Source organism: Aliicoccus persicus (genome assembly GCF_900110815.1).
In the GTDB taxonomy this organism is placed as follows: Bacteria; Bacillota; Bacilli; order Staphylococcales; family Salinicoccaceae; genus Aliicoccus; species Aliicoccus persicus.
Genome location: NZ_FOIT01000002.1, coordinates 86,627 through 111,344 on the forward strand (window position 1 = coordinate 86,627; position 24,718 = coordinate 111,344).

Annotated in this window: 24 protein-coding genes and 2 tRNA genes; 25 read left to right on the top strand and 1 reads right to left on the bottom strand. The window is 39.1% G+C overall.

What is annotated here, in order from left to right; genetic code table 11:
- The first annotated feature begins 37 nt into the window (after positions 1-37).
- From BMW30_RS04050 to BMW30_RS04145, 20 genes are all read left to right on the top strand, one after another.
- The gene (locus BMW30_RS04050; protein ID WP_091474170.1) at positions 38-961 is read left to right on the top strand and encodes a DUF2232 domain-containing protein; all 924 of its coding nucleotides are present in this window, start codon (positions 38-40) and stop codon (positions 959-961) included.
- A gap of 4 nt (positions 962-965) precedes the next feature.
- Entirely contained in the window at positions 966-2,942 is a 1,977-nt protein-coding gene (locus BMW30_RS04055) for a DHH family phosphoesterase (protein ID WP_091474171.1), read from the top strand.
- Positions 2,939-3,385, top strand: a complete 447-nt coding sequence (gene rplI, locus BMW30_RS04060) for a 50S ribosomal protein L9 (protein WP_091474172.1) — start codon at positions 2,939-2,941, stop codon at positions 3,383-3,385. Before BMW30_RS04055 ends, rplI begins: the two co-directional genes overlap by 4 nt.
- 13 nt (positions 3,386-3,398) lie before the next feature.
- Positions 3,399-4,766 (top strand): replicative DNA helicase, encoded by a 1,368-nt coding sequence (gene dnaB / locus BMW30_RS04065; protein ID WP_091474173.1) that lies wholly within the window; start codon positions 3,399-3,401, stop codon positions 4,764-4,766.
- 110 nt (positions 4,767-4,876) lie between these two features.
- Positions 4,877-6,160, top strand: a complete 1,284-nt coding sequence (locus BMW30_RS04070) for an adenylosuccinate synthase (protein ID WP_091474174.1) — start codon at positions 4,877-4,879, stop codon at positions 6,158-6,160.
- A 128-nt stretch (positions 6,161-6,288) separates the two neighbouring features.
- Positions 6,289-6,360 (top strand) — tRNA-Glu (locus BMW30_RS04075).
- Between the two features lie 30 nt (positions 6,361-6,390).
- Positions 6,391-6,463, top strand: a tRNA-Asp gene (locus BMW30_RS04080).
- Positions 6,464-6,629: 166 nt separating this feature from the next.
- A complete protein-coding gene (gene yycF / locus BMW30_RS04085) occupies positions 6,630-7,328 on the top strand; it encodes a response regulator YycF (protein WP_091474175.1) in 699 nt (232 codons plus the stop codon).
- Between the two features lie 17 nt (positions 7,329-7,345).
- Positions 7,346-9,190 carry a cell wall metabolism sensor histidine kinase WalK gene (walK, locus tag BMW30_RS04090; protein WP_091474176.1) on the top strand — a complete coding sequence of 615 codons (1,845 nt, stop codon included), beginning with the start codon at positions 7,346-7,348 and terminating at the stop codon, positions 9,188-9,190.
- Positions 9,183-10,499 carry a YycH family regulatory protein gene (locus tag BMW30_RS04095; protein ID WP_180366206.1) on the top strand — a complete coding sequence of 439 codons (1,317 nt, stop codon included), beginning with the start codon at positions 9,183-9,185 and terminating at the stop codon, positions 10,497-10,499. Before walK ends, BMW30_RS04095 begins: the two co-directional genes overlap by 8 nt.
- Positions 10,499-11,272, top strand: a complete 774-nt coding sequence (gene yycI / locus BMW30_RS04100; RefSeq protein ID WP_091474178.1) for a two-component system regulatory protein YycI — start codon at positions 10,499-10,501, stop codon at positions 11,270-11,272. The genes BMW30_RS04095 and yycI overlap by 1 nt, the downstream gene beginning before the upstream one ends.
- 5 nt (positions 11,273-11,277) lie before the next feature.
- Positions 11,278-12,066 (top strand): MBL fold metallo-hydrolase, encoded by a 789-nt coding sequence (locus BMW30_RS04105; protein ID WP_377910507.1) that lies wholly within the window; start codon positions 11,278-11,280, stop codon positions 12,064-12,066.
- A 121-nt stretch (positions 12,067-12,187) separates the two neighbouring features.
- Positions 12,188-12,865, top strand: a complete 678-nt coding sequence (locus BMW30_RS04110) for a response regulator transcription factor (protein ID WP_091474179.1) — start codon at positions 12,188-12,190, stop codon at positions 12,863-12,865.
- Positions 12,858-14,219 carry a sensor histidine kinase gene (locus BMW30_RS04115; RefSeq protein WP_180366207.1) on the top strand — a complete coding sequence of 454 codons (1,362 nt, stop codon included), beginning with the start codon at positions 12,858-12,860 and terminating at the stop codon, positions 14,217-14,219. The genes BMW30_RS04110 and BMW30_RS04115 overlap by 8 nt, the downstream gene beginning before the upstream one ends.
- A gap of 279 nt (positions 14,220-14,498) precedes the next feature.
- The gene (locus BMW30_RS04120) at positions 14,499-14,882 is read left to right on the top strand and encodes a hypothetical protein (RefSeq protein WP_091474184.1); all 384 of its coding nucleotides are present in this window, start codon (positions 14,499-14,501) and stop codon (positions 14,880-14,882) included.
- Positions 14,883-14,895: 13 nt separating this feature from the next.
- Positions 14,896-15,924, top strand: coding sequence for an ABC transporter permease (locus BMW30_RS04125; RefSeq protein WP_091474185.1), 1,029 nt, complete (start codon positions 14,896-14,898; stop codon positions 15,922-15,924).
- Complete coding sequence (locus BMW30_RS04130) at positions 15,925-16,599, top strand: ABC transporter ATP-binding protein (protein ID WP_091474187.1); 675 nt, start codon at positions 15,925-15,927, stop codon at positions 16,597-16,599.
- 86 nt (positions 16,600-16,685) lie between these two features.
- Positions 16,686-17,912: a 3-phosphoshikimate 1-carboxyvinyltransferase gene (aroA, locus tag BMW30_RS04135; protein WP_219314694.1), complete on the top strand. Its 1,227-nt coding sequence runs from the start codon at positions 16,686-16,688 to the stop codon at positions 17,910-17,912.
- Positions 17,913-18,166: 254 nt separating this feature from the next.
- Positions 18,167-18,646, top strand: a complete 480-nt coding sequence (gene rlmH, locus BMW30_RS04140; RefSeq protein WP_091474190.1) for a 23S rRNA (pseudouridine(1915)-N(3))-methyltransferase RlmH — start codon at positions 18,167-18,169, stop codon at positions 18,644-18,646.
- A 178-nt stretch (positions 18,647-18,824) separates the two neighbouring features.
- On the top strand, positions 18,825-19,352 hold the full coding sequence (locus tag BMW30_RS04145; protein ID WP_091474192.1) for a nucleoside deaminase: 528 nt from the start codon (positions 18,825-18,827) through the stop codon (positions 19,350-19,352).
- Positions 19,353-19,397: 45 nt separating this feature from the next.
- On the opposite strand, the gene BMW30_RS04150 is transcribed toward BMW30_RS04145, so the two are convergent.
- Positions 19,398-20,645 (bottom strand): helix-turn-helix domain-containing protein, encoded by a 1,248-nt coding sequence (locus BMW30_RS04150; RefSeq protein ID WP_180366208.1) that lies wholly within the window; start codon positions 20,643-20,645, stop codon positions 19,398-19,400.
- Positions 20,646-20,758: 113 nt separating this feature from the next.
- Here BMW30_RS04150 and BMW30_RS04155 point away from each other — a divergent pair, with 113 nt between their 5' ends.
- The 5 genes from BMW30_RS04155 (at position 20,759) to BMW30_RS04175 (ending at position 24,718) form a co-directional block, all read left to right on the top strand.
- Positions 20,759-22,330, top strand: coding sequence for an ATP-binding cassette domain-containing protein (locus BMW30_RS04155; protein ID WP_091474204.1), 1,572 nt, complete (start codon positions 20,759-20,761; stop codon positions 22,328-22,330).
- Positions 22,331-22,461: 131 nt separating this feature from the next.
- Entirely contained in the window at positions 22,462-23,682 is a 1,221-nt protein-coding gene (locus BMW30_RS04160; protein WP_180366209.1) for a S41 family peptidase, read from the top strand.
- A 97-nt stretch (positions 23,683-23,779) separates the two neighbouring features.
- On the top strand, positions 23,780-24,004 hold the full coding sequence (locus BMW30_RS04165) for a hypothetical protein (protein ID WP_091474206.1): 225 nt from the start codon (positions 23,780-23,782) through the stop codon (positions 24,002-24,004).
- A gap of 5 nt (positions 24,005-24,009) precedes the next feature.
- Positions 24,010-24,249, top strand: a complete 240-nt coding sequence (locus BMW30_RS10785; RefSeq protein WP_091474207.1) for an ATP-binding cassette domain-containing protein — start codon at positions 24,010-24,012, stop codon at positions 24,247-24,249.
- An 82-nt stretch (positions 24,250-24,331) separates the two neighbouring features.
- A complete protein-coding gene (locus BMW30_RS04175; protein WP_091474209.1) occupies positions 24,332-24,718 on the top strand; it encodes a VOC family protein in 387 nt (128 codons plus the stop codon).

Below are 24,718 nucleotides of genomic sequence, written 5' to 3' on the forward strand. Positions count from 1 at the left end.
ATTAGGAGCTTTATTTAGTATATAGGAGTGTTGCTTTTTGCGACCGAAAGTTCCATTGTGGTATTTACTCGTTGTTATCGCCATTGGATTTCTATTTTTATTTGTCACTGAAATCACATTGGTTCTCGGCATGTTGATTTTGCCATTCTCACTTTATTATTTAGTCAGTCTTAAACATAAATCAGCCTATCACTTTTGGCTGACATTCATTAGCTTTTTGCTGCCTGTATTCTTTTTTATGTCGCCGTTCTCTTGGATTTCACTCGTGTTAATGTATGCGCTCGCGTATGTTCTAGAATTTACGCTCAGAAGTAAATATACACAAGAATATACGATATTTATAGCAACAGCGGTCATGACGATTATCGTGATTGGTGGATTGAATTTACTTCAAGTATTCAATGTGATTCCGCCGCTCGGACAGATTTGGGCATCGCTCGTTTCTTGGTATAATGAACAGATGGAATTAACAGGTATGTCTTCATTAGTTGATGTAGAAATGATCAACACAAGTCTGCAAGTTTTTTACATGAACTTACAAGGACAAATCACGATTTATTCGATGATTATTGTCACTGTTAGTGTTCTCATTCTGAGATGGTTGCTTGGCCAAAACGATGAGATTAAACTTTGGCCAGCTAAGTCGTTTAAAGATTGGGCATTTCCAAGACCGATTATGTACTTATTCTTTGTGTTTTTCTTGATTTCATTCTTCATGAGCCCATCGCGTGACGACGTCTTTTACGGTATAGTTTCAAACATTGTCTTCGTTCTGGAATGGTTGTTATTCGTACACGGACTTGCATTCGTCTACTTCGTATTAAGAGAAAAGAAAGTGCATGTTGCAATATCGATTTTACTCCTCATTCCACTCATTGTGTTAAGACCAATTACAATGTTGATCGGGTTGTTTGAAATGGTATTTAGAATTAGAATGTGGATAATTATGAAAAGGAAGTGATGAAATGTTTAAAGTAATGAACAAGCGTAAGATTTATATTCCCGTTGGCATTCTTGTCACACATTTAATATTAAATGCCATCATGATATATGCATATAACATCACTGTAGCCGTTGTTTTTTCTATCGTTACGGCAATCATAATTATACTCGTATTTTATTATTTACATCGAACAATTCTTGATATGGAGTCACGACTTCAGTACACCGTCGATCAGATTGTCGGGGGCAAGCAACTGACTGTCGATACGATGCCTGTCGGTTTGATTGTGTTAAATGACAACGATGAAATCGAATGGATGAACAACTATATCGGTTCAATTTTGTCTGAAGATGCACTCGGGCAGCATATCAATTTGATTTTCCCAAATATATTAACGTCTTTCCGTTTAAATAACTTAACTGTTGTCGATAGTACATACCAAAATCACAGTTTCCGTGTGTATCATGATTCAGACTTCAACACGTTACAAATGGTCAATATTACAGGCTATAAAAATAAGCAACAAGAGCTTGAAGATAAACGACCAACCATTGGTATTTTATTTTTAGATAACTATGACGAAGTGACTCAAAATATGGCGGAGTCTTTAAAAAGTGAATTAAACAACTTGATCACTGGATTGATTCATGAATGGGCAGCGACACACAACGTCTACTTACGTCGTTTCTCACAAGACAGATTTCTCCTGTTACTCAATGCAGAAAGCTTGGCTGCTATAGAAGAAACTCGCTTTAGCCTACTCGACAAAGTGCGTATGGAAACGTCAGAAATCGGTGCGCAGATTACACTGAGTATCGGTTTTGGTGAGGGCAGTGACTCGTATATTGATGTTGGCGATCTTGCGCAGAGAAGCTTAGATCTCGCACTTGGGCGCGGTGGTGACCAAGTTGCAATCAAGCGTTATAACGGAGATGCACGCTTTTATGGTGGTAAGACAGACCCGATGGAGAAGCGTACGCGCGTGCGTGCACGAGTTGTCTCCCATGCACTCCGTGACATTCTACTTGAAGGTAGCAACGTCATTATTATGGGGCATAAGCGTCCGGACATGGACTCTATTGGGGCAGCACTCGGTGTTGCGAGACTTGCTGAGATGAATGGTCTTGATGCGCGAATTATATTAAACGAAGATGATCTGGATGAGACGATTTCGCGTGTGATGAAAGAAGTTGAAAAACATGAAGACATTTACTCGCGCTTTGTGTCGAGTGATGATGCTTGGGATCATTTACACACGGATACGACGGTCGTTGTCGTGGATACGCATCGACCAGTCATGGTACAAGATGAGCTTATTTTAAATAAAGCAAACCGTAAAGTCGTGATTGATCACCACAGACGTAGCGACGACTTTTTATCGAATCCATTGCTTGTATACCTTGAACCGTATGCATCGAGTGCGAGTGAGTTAGTGGCTGAGTTGCTTGAATACCAGGCATCAGAAGGTAAACTCAAGCGCATCGAGTCATCGGTCATGCTTGCAGGTATTATTGTAGACACACGTAACTTTACGTTGCGCACAGGGTCTCGAACGTTTGATGCGGCGAGTTTCTTACGCTCAAATTCAGCAGATCCTGTGTTGGCACATGGATTCTTAAAAGACGATATCGATACGTATATTGCACGTGTTGATTTAATCAAGGCTGCCTCAATATGGGACAGTGGTGTCGCGGTCGTTAAAGCAGATCCGACAGATACGTATCACCCAGTCACTGTTGCGCAAGCAGCTGATGAACTGTTAAAAATCGAAGGTGTTCAAGCATCGTTTGTCATGGCAGTACGTGAAGATGATTCAATCGGTGTATCCGCGCGTTCATTAGGAGAAATGAATGTCCAAATCATCATGGAATCATTAAATGGTGGGGGTCATTTAACAAATGCTGCAACGCGTTTTGTTGGTGTCTCGCTTGATGAAGCGTATGATCTATTAGTAGAGGCAATAAAGAAGAGTATTGAAGAAAGAGGGTCAGAAACATGAAAGTAATTTTTCTACAAGATGTTAAAAACCAAGGTAAAAAAGGTGAAGTAAAAGAAGTATCGACAGGTTATGCGCAAAACTTCTTAATTAAAAAGGGATTGGCTGAAGAAGCAAATGCTAAAAACTTAGCGCGTCTTGAGCGTGAAAATCTCGACAAACAACAACAAGCAGAACAAGATTTAGTGGATGCAAAATTGTTTAAAGAAGAACTTGAGCAAATTGAAGTTGAAATTAAAACGAAAAGCGGCGAAGGTGGTCGCCTATTTGGTTCCATCAGTTCAAAGCAAGTCATCGAAGCGTTTAAATCACAGCATGATATTAAGCTGGATAAGCGCAAACTCGATATGTCAGAACCTTTAAAATCTCTCGGGTATCACAAGATAAATATTAAACTACACCCAGAGGTCAACGCGACAGTCAAAGTTCACGTTAAAGAACAGTAAAGGATGTGTGTCCATGCAACCGAATCAGCAATTGCCACATGATTTGCAAGCTGAAATGTCTGTCCTTGGCGCACTGCTCATGAATGAACAGTTACTGTATAGCGATGTCGTGCCACTTGAACCGGATGATTTCTTTGATCAGCGTTTCAAGGAGATTTATGGTGCGATTTTAAGGTTGAATGAGAACAATAAACCAGTTGATGCAACAACGGTTGTGGACCAGTTGCAAGAAGATCAAAAATTACAATTTGTTGATCCGGGTTTACTTATTGAAATCATGGATGCGACACCGACAATTCGAAACTATCCAGATTACGTCGCAATCGTTAAAGAGCACAGCACACGTCGTACACTGATCGATACGGCAGAGATGATTATTGAAAATAGTAAAAATGCATCAGTTGAACTGGAAGATGTGCTAACGGATGCAGAGTCATCCGTCATGCGTGTGTCTCAAGCGACGAGCAAAAATGATTTCAGAAGGATGGATACCATTCTTCCTGAACTGTATCAGCATGCGGAAGAGATTAACAAAACCAAGGGCGAAGTAACAGGTATTCCGAGTGGATACCGCGCAATTGACAGCATGACGAGTGGTTTTGGTCGCAATGACTTAATTATTTTAGCGGCCCGTCCATCGATGGGTAAAACAGCATTTGCACTGAATATTGCAGAGCATGTCGGATCGAGTGACCAAAATTATAACGTCGCTGTCTTCTCGCTTGAGATGGGTGCTGAGCAGCTTGTCTCACGAATGATTGCATCAAAAGGAAATATCGATGCATCGAAATTGCGTGCAGGTGGATTCGACCGCGATGATTGGGCGAAGTTCCAGATGGCAATTCGTGAATTATCGCGCTCGAGAATTTTTATCGATGATACGCCGGGTATTCGAATCAATGAAATTCGCTCGAAATGTGTGCGCTTGAAACAGCAGGAAAAGCATTTGGATATGATTATCATTGACTACTTGCAGCTCATCCAAGGTTCTTCGACACGTCGCAATGAAAACCGTCAGCAAGAAGTTTCTGAAATTTCACGTATGTTAAAGGGGCTTGCACGTGAAATTGGTGCGCCTGTTATCGCATTATCACAGCTCTCACGTGGTGTTGAGTCCAGACAAGATAAACGTCCGATGATGAGTGACTTGCGTGAATCAGGTTCGATTGAGCAAGATGCGGATATCGTGTCGTTCCTATACCGCGATGATTATTATAACCGTGGCGAAGGTGAAGAAGGCGATGCGTCACAACTGGATACGAGTGAAGTCGAACTGCTGATTGCAAAGCATCGTAACGGTCCGACAGGCACAGCAAAATTAATATTTAACAAAAAATATAGTAAATTCTTAGACCAAGAAAACTTTGATCGAGAAATTTAACGAACATTTTTTGAGCGATTCTCTGAAAATGTTCGTCTTTTAATTGATTTTTACATTTGAAACTGGTAGAATAATTAGCGGTAAAAAAAGTAAAGTTATGGAGGATTTATATGACAGGCATAGTTGTAGTCGGTACCCAATGGGGCGATGAAGGTAAAGGTAAAATTACGGATTTCTTGAGTAAGAACGCGCATGTCATTGCTCGTTTTTCAGGCGGTAATAATGCGGGACATACGATTCAATTTGATGGAGAAACGTATAAGCTACACCTCATTCCATCTGGTATCTTTTACAAAGACAAATTATCGGTCATCGGTAATGGTGTCGTATTAGATCCACTCTCTTTAATCAAAGAATTAGACGGTTTAATTGCGCGCGGTATTCCGGTCGATAACTTACGAATTTCAAACCGTGCACAGGTGATTTTGCCCTACCACATCCTTTTAGATGAACTGGAAGAAGAAGCGCGTGGAGACGATAAAATCGGTACGACGAAGCGCGGTATCGGTCCATGTTATGTCGATAAGGCAGCGCGTTCAGGTATTCGTGTCGGAGATTTTATTGATAACGAAACATTTAAAGAAAAATTAAAGCAAAACTTAGATGCAAAGAACAAGTTGTTCAAAGCGTTGTATGACCATGGTGGTTTATCATTTGATGAAATTTATGATGATTATATAGCTGCTGCAGACCGTTTGCGTCCATACGTAACGGATACTGCTAAAGTGCTAGACGATGCACTCGTCAATAATGAATCGGTATTGTTTGAAGGTGCACAAGGGGTAATGCTCGATATCGATCATGGTACATATCCATTTGTTACAAGTTCAAACCCTGTCGCTGGTAACGTTACAGTCGGCTGTGGTGTTGGCCCGACATTCGTTAAACATGTCGTCGGTGTATCTAAGGCATATACATCACGCGTTGGTGATGGTCCATTCCCAACAGAATTATTTGACGAGAATGGCGATCACATCCGTGAGATCGGTCGCGAATATGGAACGACCACAGGTCGTCCACGCCGCATCGGTTGGTTCGATAGTGTTGTTGTGCGTCACGCGCGTCGTGTCAGCGGGATTACGGACTTATCATTAAACAGTATCGATGTATTGAGCGGATTAAAAACGGTCAAGATTTGTACATCATACAAAATCGATGGTAAAGAAGTGACTGAATACCCTGCGACGCTTGCAGAACTTAAGCGCGCAGAGCCGGTGTTCGTTGAATTACCGGGTTGGGACGAAGACATTACAAATGTAAAAACATTAGATGAATTACCAGACAATGCTCGCAATTATTTAGAAGAGATCGAACGATTATGCGGCGTACCAATCTCAATTTTCTCAGTTGGTCCAGATCGTAACCAAACAAACTTATTAAAATCATTTGATTAATTCATTTGTATTCCGTTTCATGTTGAAAAATATGTGAAGCGGAATATTTTTTTGTAAAATAATATTGCATTCTGTGTTGTGTTAATGTTATAATTATTTTTGTTCTGATAAAAATCAATTGAAGATATGGCCCCTTGGTCAAGCGGTTAAGACACCGCCCTTTCACGGCGGTAACACGGGTTCGAATCCCGTAGGGGTCACTTTTTTAAAATTTTATAATCTAACATAATGGTCCCGTGGTGTAGCGGTTAACATGCCTGCCTGTCACGCAGGAGATCGCGGGTTCGATTCCCGTCGGGACCGCTTTATAACATGAGCTTGGAAACCTTAGCAAAAGGATTCCAAGCTTTTTTATGTGTGCGTCTATCCACACAAATCCCATCACAATGGCACTTGATGGAAGTAAACCGCTAAAAATGTTACATTTATAGTGATCCTAAAAAAAGAATTGTTGGAATGGAGGTCTATCATGGCCAAGAAAATTGTCGTTGTTGACGATGAAAAACCAATTGCAGATATTATAGAATACAACTTGCAAAAAGAAGGTTTTGAAGTTCATGTTGCCTATAGTGGAAATGAGGCGTTAGATCTTATATTAGAAATCGTACCGGATTTAGTGTTACTTGATATTATGTTACCAGGTATGGACGGTATGGAAGTATGTCGTGAAGTACGTAAAAAACATGATATGCCAATCATTATGTTAACTGCAAAAGATTCCGAAATCGATAAAGTGCTCGGTCTCGAACTCGGTGCGGATGATTACGTGACAAAGCCGTTTTCTACACGTGAACTGATCGCACGTGTGAAAGCGAATGTTCGACGTACACATGCGACGAAAGATGTTGAGGAAACGAAATCTAAAAATATCGAAATTAATGAGATCACAATCATGCCTGAACAATACATCATTAAGAAAAATAATGAAGTAGTAGACTTAACACATCGTGAATTTGAATTGTTCTATTATTTAGCGCAAAACTTATCACAAGTGTTAACACGTGAACATTTATTAGAAGTAGTTTGGGGTTATGATTACTTCGGTGATGTGCGTACGGTCGACGTAACGATTCGTCGTTTACGTGAAAAGATTGAAACGGACCCATCCTCACCCGAGTATATATTAACACGTCGAGGTGTTGGTTATTATGTCCCAGGTGATGCTTAAGTAAGGGGCATTGATAGATGAAACAGTTTTTTAAAAACCTACAATCATTACAGATAAAAATCGTCTTGATCTATGTCCTGCTCATTGTCATTGGTATGCAAATTATCGGCTTATTCTTCACCAATACGCTTGAACGTCAGCTGACGGAGAACTTTAAAGACAATATTTCTGCGCAAGCGACGACAATTCAAAGTCGTATACAAAGTTTGTACGAAGAATACGAGGAAGATGTAGACACGCTCCAAGATGAGCTATCTGTCGTACTCAGAGATTATAGCAACCGGACAGAGATTAACGAGATTCGCTTCGTCAATGTCGACAATATTCTACTCGCGACGAGCTCTTTATCGAATGAATCACTCGTCAACACACGTGTTTCGATGCCGACAACGGCTGAGGCACTGCAGACGGGAACGCAAAATGAAGAGATCTATTTAAATGTGGAGAGCAATAATCAACGCGTATGGATTTTGAATCAACCGGTCTATGTTGACGGGTCTCTTGTCGGTGTTATTTATATCGCTTCTCATATCGAAGCAATATTCATACAGCTTGATCAAATTAATAATATTTTCATCATCGCGACCGGGATCGCTTTAGTTATTACAGTATTGCTCGGTTTCTTTATTGCGCGTACGATTACGAAGCCGATTATGGATATGAGAAACCAAGCACTGCAAATGAGTGAAGGTGACTATACGTCGCGCGTTAAAGTATACAGTAAAGATGAGATTGGTGAACTGGCGGAAGGGTTTAATATACTGAGCAAGCGTGTGCAAGAGGCACAGGCAAACACAGAGAGTGAGAAGAACCGTTTGGACTCAGTCATCACCCACATGTCAGATGGGGTACTAGCGACAGACCGTCGTGGTCGTGTGCGCGTTGTGAACGCCATGGCGATGTACATGCTTGGTAAAACGGAAGAAGAAGTGTATAACCAAGACTTGATGACATTGCTCAACCTAAATGAAGAAATGGATCTTGAAGATATTAAAAAAGAAATATCTGAGCGTACTGTGACGGGATTAGCAGAGGATTCGCGTTTCTCTAGTATCCGGATTTCATTCTCAGCAATCGTTAAAGATACGGGTTTCATCAATGGTTATATCGCTGTGCTGCACGATGTGACGGAGCAGGAAAAAGTGGATAATGAGCGCCGTGAATTCGTTGCGAATGTTTCGCATGAGTTGCGTACACCACTGACGAGTATGAAGAGTTACATTGAAGCGCTGCAAGATGGTGCATATAAGGATGAAGTACTTGCGACGAAGTTTCTCGGTGTGACAAGAGATGAAACGGATCGTATGAGTCGACTCGTTGAAGATTTACTTCAGCTTTCGCGCATGGATAATGATGCGGAGGAAATATCGCGTGAACTTGTTGACTTCAATTCATTCTTAAATCGCATCGTCGATCGATTTGAAATGTCACATAAAGATACCGTAACGTTTATCCGCACTTTTCCAGATGAAGCAATATTCACAGAAATTGCGCTAGATAAAATGATGCAAGTATTGGACAACGTCATTACTAACGCAATTAAGTATTCGAATAATACGGATAAGCGTGTCGAGATTAGACTCAGACAAAATAAGTTATATAACCGTTTAACGCTGCAGATTAAAGATAATGGTCTCGGTATACCTGCGGGTAAAATCAATCGAATCTTTGACCGCTTCTACCGCGTCGACAAAGGTCGAGCACGTAAAATGGGTGGGACAGGTTTAGGTTTAGCAATTTCGAAGGAAATTATTGAGGCACACGAGGGTAAGATTTGGGCAAGTAGTATTGAGACAGAAGGGACAAGCATCTACATTAACTTACCGATTATGAATATTGATGAGGATGATTGGGATGATTAAAAATATTTTAAAAAGCCTCTTCCTTTTCTTACTTGTCATATCGAGTCTTGTGCTAACCGTACTCGTCTGGCGTTATGAGAGAGACTTCTCTGAAGTGGAGACATCGCTTACTGCCTTACCCAATACAGGATATGGAGAGCAAGTCGAATTTTCTCAGATTATTCGACCGTACCAATATGTCTTGATCGACGGAAATGAAGTGAATGGCACGCAGGATATCAGTGCCATGAATACAGCATTAAATACAGAGTTGTCATCATCTGAAGTTGAATCATTACAGATGGACACAGACTTATCGTCTGTCGATCATGTCATCTCCGATATCGATGCCCAGCACTTTTTAATATTAGATTTTATGACAGATATCCCAGTAAAAACATTTCTCGCTGCTTATGGTATCGATTATGAAGGCTTTGACCCGCGTGGTAACTTAAACCGTGCCATCATCGATTTACAGGATAATGAGGCAGAGTTATATCTCATCGATAAAAGTAATCAGAATACAACGTTTGTCAATGTCGAGATAAATTCATCGGCTATCATTGATATTTTATCGTCAGAACAGACCTCGTTTGAAAGATTCTCGAGTATTATTACAAATAGTAGCAACGCATCGAGACTGACATCGATTTATAGTCCGAGTGCACCAGCAAGTATGAATCGTGAAATGTTCATCTCTTCAATGATGAGTGTTGAACAGTTAAACCAAGTCATGTTTTTATACAATGATTATTCGAGCTCAAACCAGAATGGTATCACGGTGTATGAAAATGACCAGGTAGCGACATATTACAATAATGAAACGTTCCGTTACCTGTATCAAAATAAGCATGAAGAAGAATCTTCATCAATGAACGATCATGTAACGATTCGAAAAAACTTTGATTTTCTTAATTCACACCGTTCGATGAACAGCGCATCGATTATATTCGACTATAATTCAGATAACAGCGAACTCGTATTAAGAGAGTCTATCGATGGGAAGCTCGTTTTTAGTGATGAAATTAACAATACGACTGTTGTGCGTGATGGTATCGATGAAATTTATGAGTTTCAACGGATGCAATTGCGTATGAGCACACAGATTCCATCTCAAGATTCAGTTGAATTACCGAATATTGAGACCGTCCGCTATGATATCGCAAATAGTGATGATTTGAGTTTGCAGTTTGTAACGAACTTTGTTTTGGGCTATAATATGCGCTTTTCAGAAGAACAGTCTGAACTGAATCTCGTGACATTTACGCCTTCATGGTTCATCTTGTATGATGGTGAATGGATGCGTTATGAGGAAGGTGGGCTCAACTAATGGATTGGAAACTCACCGTAAATATTTATATCGTCGTGTTCCTTTTGCTCAACATTACTCTGGGTTATATTTTGTACAGCAATTATGATGAAAATTCAGACGTTTTACAATCGACAGAGTCTACACTAGAAGATGCAAATATTGAAATAGAACAAATCGTCATGGCACCTGAAGAAGGTGTACCACAGGCGACCGCTTCAATGTATGAGTTTACTGCGGAAAATACGGCAACACAGACGGACTTTGTCGTGTCGGATGATAATTATACGATTACTTATGATGTGTCTGCAGAAGATATTTCAATGGATTTAGAAATACTTGCTGAGTATAAAGAAGTAAACATTTTCAACGGTACGAGCTACCGTTACAGTGAAGCAGTGAGTGATATGACGCATCAAGTATTTTTACAGTATTACAATGGATTTCCAATATTTGATGCATCATCTGCAAAGCTGACAATGACCGGTGAAAATCGTACGGTTGAAACATATGAACAGTCTTTATTGCATAACTTTGAAGAAGTAGAGACGTTGTTTGTCGATGCGATTATCACACCTCAAGGCATCGTGGAATCGATGTATACGAGAGGTTTTATAGAAGAGAATTCAATCATTGAATTAATACAAATCGGTTATGATACGGTGACAGTTGAAGAAGGTCGTGTGCTGTTACGACCAGCATACGAAGTGATCGTCGTTGATGAAGTCGGTAACGAAAGACAGTTCGTTGTCGATGCAATTAGTTTAACCGGGGCAATTAGAGAAAGAGAGTGAATGGTATGAGGATGAGCGTTCTAGCGAGTGGCTCAACAGGAAATAGTATATATGTCGAATCAGACCAAGGGAAGGTTTTAGTTGACGTCGGTTTGACGTGTAAACGCATGGAGATGTTACTCAATGAAATTGGTGAAAGTCTGTCTAATATCGATGCGATTTTTATCACGCATGAACATATCGACCATATAAAAGGTTTGAAAGTGATTGCGAAGAAATATAAGATTCCTATCTATGCAAATAAAAACACATGGGACATGTTAGATAAAAAAAATCTATTGATTGATCCAGACTTGCGCTTCCATTTTAATCCACTGGAATGTAAATACTTGCTTGGCATGGATGTGTCATCATTTAATGTTTCACATGATGCGATTGACCCGCAGTTCTATACGTTCAGCCAAAATAACAAGAAGATATCAATCATCACAGATACGGGTTATGTGTCAGACCAGATGAAAGGCATCATTAAAGATAGCGATGTATTTGTGTTTGAAAGTAACCATGACGTCGATATGTTACGCATGTGTCGTTATCCGTGGAACACGAAACAGCGTATATTATCCGATGTTGGTCACGTATCAAATGAAGATGCTGCACATGCAATGAGCGATGTCATTACAGGACGCACGAAGCGGATATACTTATCACACCTCTCACAGGAGAATAATATAAAAGAACTTGCACATATGAACGTTGAGCAAGTGTTGAATAGTTATAACATCGATACAAATAACGATATTTTACTATGTGATACCGATAAATCCATTCCGACAGAAATATATCAGCTATAACGTAAAAATTAATAATATTTTAACCACTGTATTTGGCGAAAGTACTGTGGATAACTCGTTAAAACAGTGTATAACTTGGGTAAAATTTACATAAAATTAATAAAAGAGAGGTGAATCTACAATGTCGCAAATTCTACTTGTTGATGATGATCAAAATATATTGACATTTGTCAGTCGACAACTCGAAAAAAATGGTGATGACGTTGTAACGGCGACAGATGGACGTAGAGCGCTTGAAAAACTAAAGACTCATGACATAGATATTGCGATTGTAGATATCATGATGCCTTTCATGGATGGATTATCATTGACGGAAGTGATTAAAAAGAACCACGATATCCCTGTGATTATGCTGACTGCTAAAAGTCAGATTGACGATAAAAGAGAAGCATTCACACGTGGTGCAGATGACTATTTAACAAAGCCGTTTGAGTTTGAAGAATTGCTGTTCCGGATTGAGGCAATTTTGAGACGGACAAATAAGAGTGACAAGGACTTTATCCGGCTGAAAAATATCGTGCTAGATAAGACAGATTATATTGTGAAGATTGATAATAAGACGCTGAAGCTACCTTTGAAAGAGTTCGAACTCCTTTACTACTTTGCGGATCATACAAATCAGGTGTTCAGTCGAGAGCAATTGATTGAAGAGATTTGGGGATTTGATTTCGAAGGTGACAACAGAACGGTGGATGTACATGTAAAACGGCTACGCAGTCGATTTAAAGATAATGATACATTTGAAATTCGGACAATTCGCAATGTCGGCTATAGTTTGGAGATTACGCAAGATGAATAGCCTGTACAGCAAGTTTGCGATAACGACACTTGGCATAATGGCACTGAGTTTTTTGATTTCCTTTTTACTATCAAATGCTTACTATCAACACTTCTTAAAAGATGAAAACGATGCGAAGAATGTTGAAGTGAGTGAGAGTATTAAAGAATATATTGAGTCAGATCCGAACATTGATGTGTCGGCCTATTTAAAATCCGTTGCAGATGTCGGTTATCAGATAATCGTCGTGAATGAAGACTATGAAATGACCCACTATGGCAGCAACTTTAGAGAAGAGAACTTACCAATTGATGCAGTCGATCAAGTACTGGCTGGCGATACATTCCACGGCATTATGGAGTTTCCAAGTGAAACATTCGTTACCGGATTTTTTTCAAATGAATCGATCAATACGATTGGCGTACCCGTGGGTGACTATGCAATCTTTGTGCGACCGGATGTGTCCATGCTGTTCCATGAACTGCAGTTACTGTTCGCATGGTTACTCGGCATCATGGTTGTGTTGAGTGTAATCTTAGTATTAGTAGGAACGAAAATTTTAGTCCAACCGATTACACAACTGCAGTTGGCAACGCAGAGACTCGCATCTGGTGACTATGATACGTCCAATGTAAATACAGAACGACGCGATGAAATTGGACAACTCTCTCGAAACTTCGTTGCGATGACAAAGAAAATTGAAACCCAGCAATCGATGCAAAAGGCGTTTATCTCAAATATTTCGCATGATATACAGTCCCCGCTTGCGAACATTAAGGGTTATAGTGAGTTGCTTGCGATTGAGAATGCAAGCCCAGAGCACGTTGCTTATTTAAATGTGATCAATCAAGAAGTATTGCGAATCAGTACATTGACAGATCAACTGCTCGTCTTGACGAAGCTCGACTATGAGGAAGACTTTATGACAATCAGTGAAATCGATGTGAAGACACAGCTTGAGACCTTGATTGAAAGTTTTACATGGAGAATTGAAGAAAAAGGACTCATGATTACGTATGACTTGGAAGAAAGTGTTGTGCGTGGGGACTCCGCATTGTTGAATATGGTGTGGGATAATCTACTGTCTAATGCCATTAAATATAATGTAGATGGTGGAAGTATTGATGTGACACTGAAGAATACAGGAGAAGATGTATCGGTAACTGTGAAAGATACCGGCATCGGAATTCCGCAAGACCAACTGAATACGATATTCGCTCGCTTTTACCGCGCAGATGAATCGCGCAGCCCAGGTATAAAAGGTTCAGGACTTGGTCTAGCCATCGTCAAACAAATCGTCGACTTGCATGATGGCTCGGTTGAGGTGAGTAGCTCGGATTCGGGTGCGGAGTTTAGAGTGAGATTGAAAAAATAGAATATTATTTTAAATGGCTAACTTGTTTTGGATGAGTTAGCCGTTTTTTTGATTCCGTGCTCACTCAAGCCGAAAAAATGACCTGAGTGAGCACGGTTTTACTTTTCATGCTCACTCGAGCAGAAAAAACGACCTGAGTGAGCACAGTTTTAGTTTTCGTGCTCACTCGAGGCAAAAAAATATCGTGAGTGAGCACGAGATTAAAAAACTCCCTTGTTCATATCCAGTTCACATTCGGATTGTAATATGAACTTACACAAAACAACGGAGGGACAACAAATGAGAAATTATTCTAAAGTTTTATTAGTTACAGCGGCAATTTTTGGATTAGTGGGTACGGTAATAGGTGCACACATGGCGGGTGCGGGTTCTTATGCGTTCCGACCGATTCACGCTCATATTCTCGTATCTGGTTTCCTAGCACTTTCAGTATTCGCCCTATTCTACAAAGTTTTCACACCAAAAAATCAGTTACTATCAATAATCCATGTATGGACGGCAATAATCGGAAACGTCGGTCTAGTCGTTGGCATGTACTTACACTTCTTACTCGATTTACCAAATGCAGCAACTTTACCTGTATATATCGGTGGCGGTGTTATCTTACTTGTCAGCTATGCAGTATTCTTAATCCAAACGATCACACTCGATACTCGTAAATAGTAAGGAGTTCAATATGAAAATTGCAATTCAAGAAATTTTAAAAAATAAACTCCGTTACTCAATCTTAGGAATAATAATTCTTCTCATCGCGTTCCTGACATTAGCTATCTCTGGTCTTGCGCGTGGTTTATCGTATGATAATGCGTCACTCATTCTCGACATGCCTGAAGGTACGTTTTATATGGAAGAAGCGGCTGAGGATAAACACAATTTCTCCGCGATTTCGGACGTACAGATTAATAATCTAAATGACGCTCATGACAATATGACATTGATGTCGATTCAAATGGGTGAAGTTGAAGACAGTAGCGGGCAAGCGCACAGTCTCGTCTTTGTGACTTCAGAAGGTCATGAAATTTTCCCAAAAGCAGCACAAAACGAACTTTTACTAGACGGATCCCTACAAGATGAGGGCATTCAGTCCGGTGAAGAAGTTTCTACACGATTAATTTCGGACAATCTCACTGTGTCTGGTTTCACTGAGCAACAAACATATTCTCACTCACCTGCAGCATTTATTCATCCGAACGATTTCAGTGAACTTGTTCAGTCAGATGCGTCGCAAATCGTCTTTGTAGAAGATGAAGCGGCAGCAATCGATGGACTCACTGCCTATTCAAACGACGAATTCTTAAATACATTACCGAGCTTTTCATCTGAGCAGATGTCGCTCAACATGATTACGTATTTTCTCTATGCAATCAGTGGTCTATTGTTCGCAATCTTCTTCTATATGATTAACGTTCAAAAGCTCACGACATTCGGTATTTTAAAAGCAGTCGGTGTAAAAACCATCACATTATTTAAAATGATGTGGACACAGATGATACTCATCACAATTATTGCACTTGGCATTGCAGTCGGTATTAGTCAACTGCTAGTCATGGTGATGCCGGATGCTATCCCGTTCCAATTAACATGGGAAGTCACATTGTTCACTTCAGCAGTATTCATGATTATCGGATTCATCGGCGCGACATTATCAGGAATTCAAATTAGTAAAGTAGAACCGATGTATGCCATCAATCAGGGAGGTGCTTAAATGATTACAATCGAAAATTTGGAGAAGTCATTTCAGTTTGGCTCAGGTGAAGATAAAGTACTCGATCAAGTGAACTTATCACTTAACTCAGGTGAAATAACCGCACTGAATGGTGTGTCAGGTTCAGGGAAAAGTACGTTACTCACGATAATCGCTGGCTTACAAAATGCAACGAACGGTAAGATTGTGGTCGATGGTGTTGAACTTACAAACTTAAAAGAAAGTGAATTGAGACAGCGCCGAGCGTCTCAATTTGGTTTTATCTTTCAACAATCTCACCTCATCCCTTTCCTATCAGTCAAGGACCAGCTCGCATTTATGATTGAAACAGCAGGAAGAAAATGGAGCCGAAAGGAACGTGAGGAAAAAATTGATGCAATGTTAGAAGCTGTTGATATGATGAAACATAAAGACAGTAATCCGAACAACCTATCCGGTGGAGAAAAGCAACGCGTCGCTATTGCACGTGCACTCATTCATGAACCAGAAGTTTTATTTGCAGATGAAGTGACGGCAAGTCTTGATTCCAAACGTTCCACTCAAGTAATGGAAATTATTCGAAATATTGCACAAACACGAAAAATTACAGTACTTATGGTGACACATGACGAAGATATGCTTCAATATGCCGACCGTGTCGTCACGATGAAAGACAGAAAAATAATCGATGCTTAAGTATTAGAACCTTATTAAACTAAGGTTCTTTTTTTATTGGCTTCACGTATAATGAAAGAAATACGAACTGTGAATGGAGCATGAACATGAAACAAACTATTCATCCAACAAAACTATCAGGAACTGTTCAAGTTCCGTCATCAAAAAGTGTTAACCACCGTGCAATTATCAGTGCGAGTTTGGCAACGGGTACGAGTAAAATTGAAAATGTCTTTTTCTCAGAGGATATCCATGCAACGATCGGTGCGATGCGTGCGATCGGCGCAACAATTACAATAGATGAAACAACATTATTCATCGATGGTATCGATTTAACGAAACAATCCTTTGAAGATCCAGTCTCAATCGATTGTGGAGAATCAGGGTCAACGTTACGTTTTATCATACCGATTCTTGCCTCAATGCCTGGCCAATATACATTAACAGGACATGGGTTGCTTCTACAAAGACCGATGACCCCGTTTATTAATATGCTGGATGATTCTAATGTAAAACATGAGTTTACAACGACAAGAATAATGATTGATTCACGAGAAAATCAACTGAAACCAGGCGAATACAGACTGCCAGGTAACATTAGTTCACAGTTCATCACAGGATTGTTATTTACGTTGCCACTGCTCAGAGAAGATTCTAAGATCATCATCGAATCAACACTCGAATCAACGGGCTATATTGATCTGACTATCGACACGCTAAGAGATTTCAACGTCACAATAAACAGAAACACTTATGAAGATTACGATGTGCCCGGCAACCAATCGTATGAAAGCATGACGTATTCAATCGAAGGTGATTACTCACAAGCTGCATTTTTCCTTGTTGCCAATCAACTGGGTCACGACATTGAATTACAAGGTTTAAAAGAAGATAGTAAACAAAGCGATAAAGAACTAATCAACTTCTTAAATATTTTAAATACAACAACAGAGGCAGTGACGCTCGATGGTTCAAACTGCCCAGACGTTATTCCTGCACTTACACTCGCATGTGCACTAGCGAATCATCCGACAACAATTATCAATGTTGGACGTCTGCGCATAAAAGAGTGTGATCGCTTAAATGCGACCGTCACTGAATTGAATAAGCTTGGTGCTAATACGATCGAACATGAGGCGTCGATTGAAGTGCACCCGGTGAAATCGTTAAAGGGTAACGTCGAAGTAGAAAGTTATAACGACCACCGCATGGCAATGATGTTGGCGATCGCAGGTACGGTTTGTGACGGACCAATTATGATTAATGAAGCGGAGTCTGTGAACAAATCATTCCCGACATTTTGGGATGTTTTTCAAGAATTGAAGGAAAATTAAAAATAAGTTTCAACAATGGTATGTGAGTTGTTAACATGTGGATAACGTGGATAAATGTGTGCAAATCTATAGAAAACATGGTTTTATCGTCATGAAACTGTGAATAACTCTGTGGACAATGTTGATAAGTGTGTGGGTGATATTGAAAGTTTGTTGAGAATTTTATTGTGTTGAAAATTTCACAGAGTAAATATGTGTATAAAAGTTACAGTCATTATTAATAAAAAATGTTTGAATTGTTAGAGGTTAAAAATATGAAAATCACGTTGATCACCGTCGGAAAATTAAAGGAAAAATATTGGATAGCCGCTGTAAAAGAATATGAGAAGCGGTTGAGTGGCTATGCGAAAGTGAATTTGATTGAAGTAGCCGATGAGAAAGAGCCAAATAATGCGAATTCAGCTGATATAGAGATTGTTAAAAATAAAGAAGCAGAAAGAATTTTGAGTAAAATAAAAGATACCCAACACGTTGCGACGATGGAGATTGAAGGTACGTCGTATACAAGTGAGGGACTTGCTAAAGAATATGAACGCTGGATGAATCAAGGAAAAAGTGATGTTGTGTTTGTTATTGGTGGAAGTAACGGGATTGGAGATTCTGTGAAGCAAAGAAGTAACCAGCAGATCAGTTTCGGTAAGCTGACATTCCCCCATCAGATGATGAAAGTGTTTTTGCTGGAACAGTTATTCCGAGTGAATAAGATTATTAAAAATGAAGCGTATCATCGTTAGTGCGTGTTAAGACACAATACGCAATGTGGTAACTAGAAGCTTATCATCGTTAGTGCGTGTTTCCTAAAATTATTTATGATGATTTGAAGCTTATCACAAGGAGTGCGTGTTAAGACACAATACGCACATGTGGTAATCAGAGACATACCATCGTTGAATCAACAGAAAGGAAAACTAAATGAACGAACAACGTGTTTTACAAAATATTGAAGATTGGGTGAGAGCCGAACTTGAATATGAGAAATTTTTAAAAAGAGCCGTTGAACTTGCTGAAGATGGTCTAAATAGTGGTAATCAGCCGTTTGGCTCGTTGCTTGTTGATAGGGCTGGAAATATTTTATTTGAAGATCATAACCGTGACAACACAGAAAATCCGACAGCGCATCCTGAACTTGCAATCAGCAGGTGGGCAGCGCGTAATTTGAGTGAGGAAGAACGCCGTGAAGCGGTTGTGTATACATCCGGGGAACACTGTCCGATGTGTTCAACTTCCCATGCATTAGTTGGTCTTGGAAAAATTGTGTATGTAAGCTCATCGGCACAGTTGTCAGAGTGGCTGAGTGAGTTGGGTGTTGAACCCGCTTCCTACAGCGTAAAGTCTATTCAGGAAATGATACCCGGTGCCGATGTGGAAGGCCCCCACGAAAAATTTAGTCAACAGGTAAAAGCGTTACATGAGCGCTATCATACCAAAAATAAAGAATAACTAATAAGGGCGATGTGAACACACATCGCTCTTATTTATATGAATTTAAATGTCTGCAGCGTTATCTTCTTCTATCATCGATTTAATGCGACGATACTCTTCTGCATAGAGTGAGTTTCTTAAATCTCCTAAAGATTCTTCAACGCGTTTAATCTCCTGTTTTGCTTCATTGATGTTCCTGAGGCGATATAACGACAGTGCATAGACAAGAGAGCGTACTTCTCTCGTGATTCTGTCAATTGGGTGTGTTGCCTGCTTGAAGTCATAAATATCCAAGTCAAAATTATCTATGATATCTTGATATTGCCCTCGAACATATAACAATTCAAGCTCAGTTTGCTGCTTCGTTTTCCGCAGCCATTCGCTGTCTTCATCTAAAGTTTCAATGGTATTTATACGCTTCTGATAATTTGTTAGGCGCGTCTCAAGAATATCAGGTGAATCCAATAAGTAATACTTATAATAAAACTCGTCTTCATCCATGAACTCGACTTTACTGTTGTTGTTTGGTATAAACTTCAAATATTCTTTCAGCTTTTTGGCATACTCCATTTTTTTATCTGTTTCATCTTTAAACGTATAGTAAAGAATTAAAAATCGAATCGTATCATAATAATGTTGAAAATATAACTGTTCAAAAGATAATGCTTCAACCTTTAATGAGTAGTCGACAAATTGATCATGATCTTCTACGGCGCTGGACAGTATACTCGCAATAGAATAATACTGAACTTCAATCCTTCTGTCATACCGGGCAAAATTTAATATGCTGTCTTTGTGATGTTCCAATGTTTTTAGTGCATCATTGTACTCCAGTGCAAACATTTTGGAGATAGAATGGTTCAGCAGTTCACGAATAGATAAGTGTGTGAGTCCAAGTTCACTAAAACGTTTATAAATCATCTCATGCAGGGCATCCGCCTCATCATTTTTTTGGTGAAATCTGTAATAGTATCTCAGGATTTCCAACAGTTTTATACCGTCTTCGTTAGGAAAAATACGTTCTACATTGGGTTCAATCTTCTCTTTAATTTCTTCGAATGGAAAATCCTCTTTAAATCTACTAAAATAATCAGCCATTTCTTTCGTCCATGATTCATCTCCGTTTTGAGTTAAGTAAGACACAGATACACCCAGCTTACCCGCGATATGTTCAAGTGTCTCCATAGAAGGAGCTGACTTATCATTTTCAATTAAGCTGAGCATGCCCTTTGTTAAAAAGCCCTCTGTTATATCTGTTTGAGTAAGTTTGCGTTCTTTTCTCAACTGTTTAATCCGAGCTCCGATAGACAAATTAACCACCTCTTTGTTTAATTATATTAAACTTTTGGTTGACGTGCAATATTTTATCATGTAATAATGTATACATATAAAGTTTAATTAAATTAAACATTGGAGTTGAGTTCATGATAAAACTGATGGGAGAATTATCAAAAGGCAATACATTTTTAGTAATTCTCACACTGATATTCGTAACTATATTTGCTTTAGATGGTATTGTCTATCCTTACTTTGCAGGTGCGCTGGCCGATACCCTTGGGGAGGGGCGCTTTGATGAACTGCCAGTACTTTTATTATTTTGGTTGTTTATGTGGATACTGCTTGCTGTCGGTGGAATTGGACAGGATTATTTTTTTGGGAAGCTGCGCGCACGCATACTCACTAGACTAAAAGACACAGTATTTAAACGTGCTTACAAGCCAGCCTATAGAAAAATAGGTTCGGATAAGTTTTATGCACAGATTACAGCAGATACAAAGCAGGTAGAAACAGATTTTGTGAATCATATGGTGATGGTCGTATTTTGTATTGCACAATCTATCATTACACTAGTATTTTTAATGACATTAAATTGGCAGGTAGGATTAGTATTTGTATTACTCGGATTTATTCCAGCGATTATGCCGCGTTTCACATCGAAGTGGATACAAAATAGTGCAAGTGATTGGCAAGAGAACAATCATAAGTATTTGAACTACACGAATGAAGGACTGAATGGACGTGGTGTAATCACGCGCTTCAATGCGATTCGTTTTATCAAAGATGAAACTGTTAAGCTTTTAAATAAAGAGCAGGATAAATACTTTTGGATGCACTTTAAACAAAGTTTGTCATCGAATGGTGTGTTTATTGTATACAGTATTACGATGATTGGATCAATTGCTTATGGAGCGTTTCAAGTATACCAGGGGAATCTGACTGTCGGGATGCTCATTACGATTATGATGGCAGCTGATAGAGTTACGTCGCCACTCGTTTTTCTTGCGAGTATTTATAACAAGATGAATGCGATGGTACCAATATTAAATAAGTTACTCTATGGTGAAAATGCAGGAGAAGTTATTGCAGATCCAGTATTTAAAGATATGGGCGGTACATTGCTGCAACTTGATAATGGTGCAATCGGATATGATGAACCGTTAGTTGAAGATCTTAATCTATCAGTAGAACCGCGGGATAAGATTTTAATACAAGGTGGCTCAGGTACAGGGAAGTCCACATTATTAAAAACACTGATGAATGAACATGAGCCGCTTCACGGCGAAGTATCATATGGCGAACAACTCGATGATAATATTGTGATGAACTTTGCAGTCGTCGAGCAGCGGCCATTCTTATTTAACCAGTCTATTCGCTATAATCTGCAACTTGGAAATGATATAAGTGATGATGTTTTAATTGAGACATTGAAGAATGTCGGTCTCGATAAGTATGCACACGATAAAGGGCTCGACTTGATCATTGGAGATGATAATCATAGACTATCCGGCGGTGAGATGAAGCGCTTAGAAGTCGCACGTGCGCTAGTGTACGGAAAAGATATTCTTGTCGTGGACGAAGCATTGTCCGGTCTCGATGATACATCTGCGCGTAAATTAAACGATCTCATCATGCGCTTCCCGGGTGCAGTCATTAATATTGAACACCATATTCCAGAAGAATTGAAAGGGAACTATAACAAAGTGATTGCGTTGTAATAATCTTTTTACAAATCCTATTCAAATTATAGAATTTTTTTAAGAATGAGAAAATAATTGTAAGACTAAAGACTCGAAATAGTTGGTAGTAATTAAAAAATATTACCTAACAAATTAGGAGGAGAATGTATATGTACAAAAAAATTTTTGATGAAGTGGTTAGCATAATGCAAAACGACTATGCTGGCTTTATAGATAAGAATGGATGGGATAATCCAGAAAAATACAGAAAACTGGTTGAGGAGTTAGTAGAGAATAAAGAAAATGATCAAAAGTTTATGGATATAGTTCAAGATTATCTTTTGGCTTTTAAAGATCGGCATGTATTCTTCTTAAAAAGTGAGGAAAGTGAATTGAAGGAGTACGATGTTGGCTTTAAGGTAAGACGTTTTGAAGAACATTTGGTAGTGACTGAAGTGCTGGATGATAATCGACTTGAGGTGGGGCAGAAAATTGGATATTTGGATGACGTACCCATCCCAGAGCTAAGTACTCGTTATCAAAGACAGCTATATTTTGAAATAAATGAACGACAGAAGTGGAATGCTCTGCTCATGAACCATGATACATTTGAAATCGAGGGACAAACGTATCGGTTCAAGTATTTTGACAAGAATACCTATAAACCAGTACACAAGGGAGAATTACTGAATGATGACACTTTAATATTTACTTTTACTGATTTTATAAACAATGAGCCGGTAGACATAATAATAGATGAGTTCAAGAAGGAACTTGAAACAGTTGAGAACTTGATTATAGATATAAGAACCAATTTGGGCGGCAGCGACTTTGCCTATCATAATCTCTTGAAATATATACTTCCGGAAGGTGAAAATAGATTTTTCAATCACGAACATCGAATGAAATTCAACCTGACCGAAAGGAACTCGGAATGGCTGATTGAACTTTATGAAGGAATGATGACGAGTGGCTCTAAACACTTGGACGGAATGGTGAAGTTCATAAAAGCCAACAGAGGTAATGGGTTTGTTCCCTTATCCGATGACTCCGATTTTACAATAATGGGAACAAGTAAACCTTCGAATATCATTGTACTCACGGATACTTATTGCGCGAGTGCCGGTGATGTGTTTGCATTGACCGCACGATCATCGCCAAAAGTGACAATCGTTGGGCGTGACACTTTGGGGGTGTTGGACTATGCCAACTTGAACATTCGTAAATATGAAAACAAGTTCGATTTCTACTACCCTACATCCCGGTATTCAGACAAAAATGATGAAGTCGTTACCGGAAGGATTAAGCCTGATATTTATATACCATGGACACCAAAACAATTAAATGAAGACATTGATCTTATAAAAGCTTTTGAAATTATAAATAGCTAAAACCATTTTTTAAGAGATGAATTTAAACAATATATAAGTAAGAATTAATACTTTATCTCTTTAATTGAATGCACAGTCGGTTGATAACTCTTTCATTATGTCTATTGATTTCTTAGATGAATCAACTGAGCGTGATGTATCGCACGAAGAACAACTAAGTGATAATATCGTGATGAACTTCGCAGTCGTTGAGCAGCGACCATTCTTATTTAACCAATCCATTCGCTATAATCTGCAACTTGGAAATGATATCAGTGATGATGTTTTAATTGAGACATTGAAGAATGTCGGTCTCGATAAGTATGCAAGTGAAAAAGGTTAGACTTAGTGATTGGAGATAACCACCATAGACTATCTGGCGGTGAGATGAAGCGCTTAGAAGTCGCACGTGCCTTGTTGTATGGAAAAGATATTCTTGTCGTGGACGAAGCATTGTCCGGTCTCGATGATACATCTGCGCGTAAATTAAACGATCTCATCATGCATTTCCCGGGTGCAGTTATAAATATTGAACATCACATTCCTAATGAATTGAAAGAAAAGTATAATAAAGTGATTGCGTTATAAATAAAATTGTATAATAATACTGGTAATGGTTAACTGACCGTTAGAACAATTTGGAAAAACTATCTGAGGGGAGAAAGGTTTTATGAAGACTTCGCCAATTAAAAATGTCGGGCAGATTGGTATACCTGTAAAAGATATACACAGAGCAATGGATTTTTATCAAAATAAACTGGGACTTACTATTTTATTTAACACGGATAGCATGGCGTTTTTTGACTGCGACGGATTAAGACTCATGTTGACACTTCCAGAAAAAGAGGCGTTCGATCATCCAAGTTCGGTTATTTACTTCCAAGTAGATAATATTAACGATACTTATAAGGATTTGGAAAGTAAAAATGTTGTGTTTTTAGATAAACCGCATATGGTAACCAGGATGGGACAGACTGAAACATGGATGGTATTTTTTAAAGATACAGAAGATAATACCCACGCATTGATGAGCGAAGTACAGGTGAAAGATTTTTAA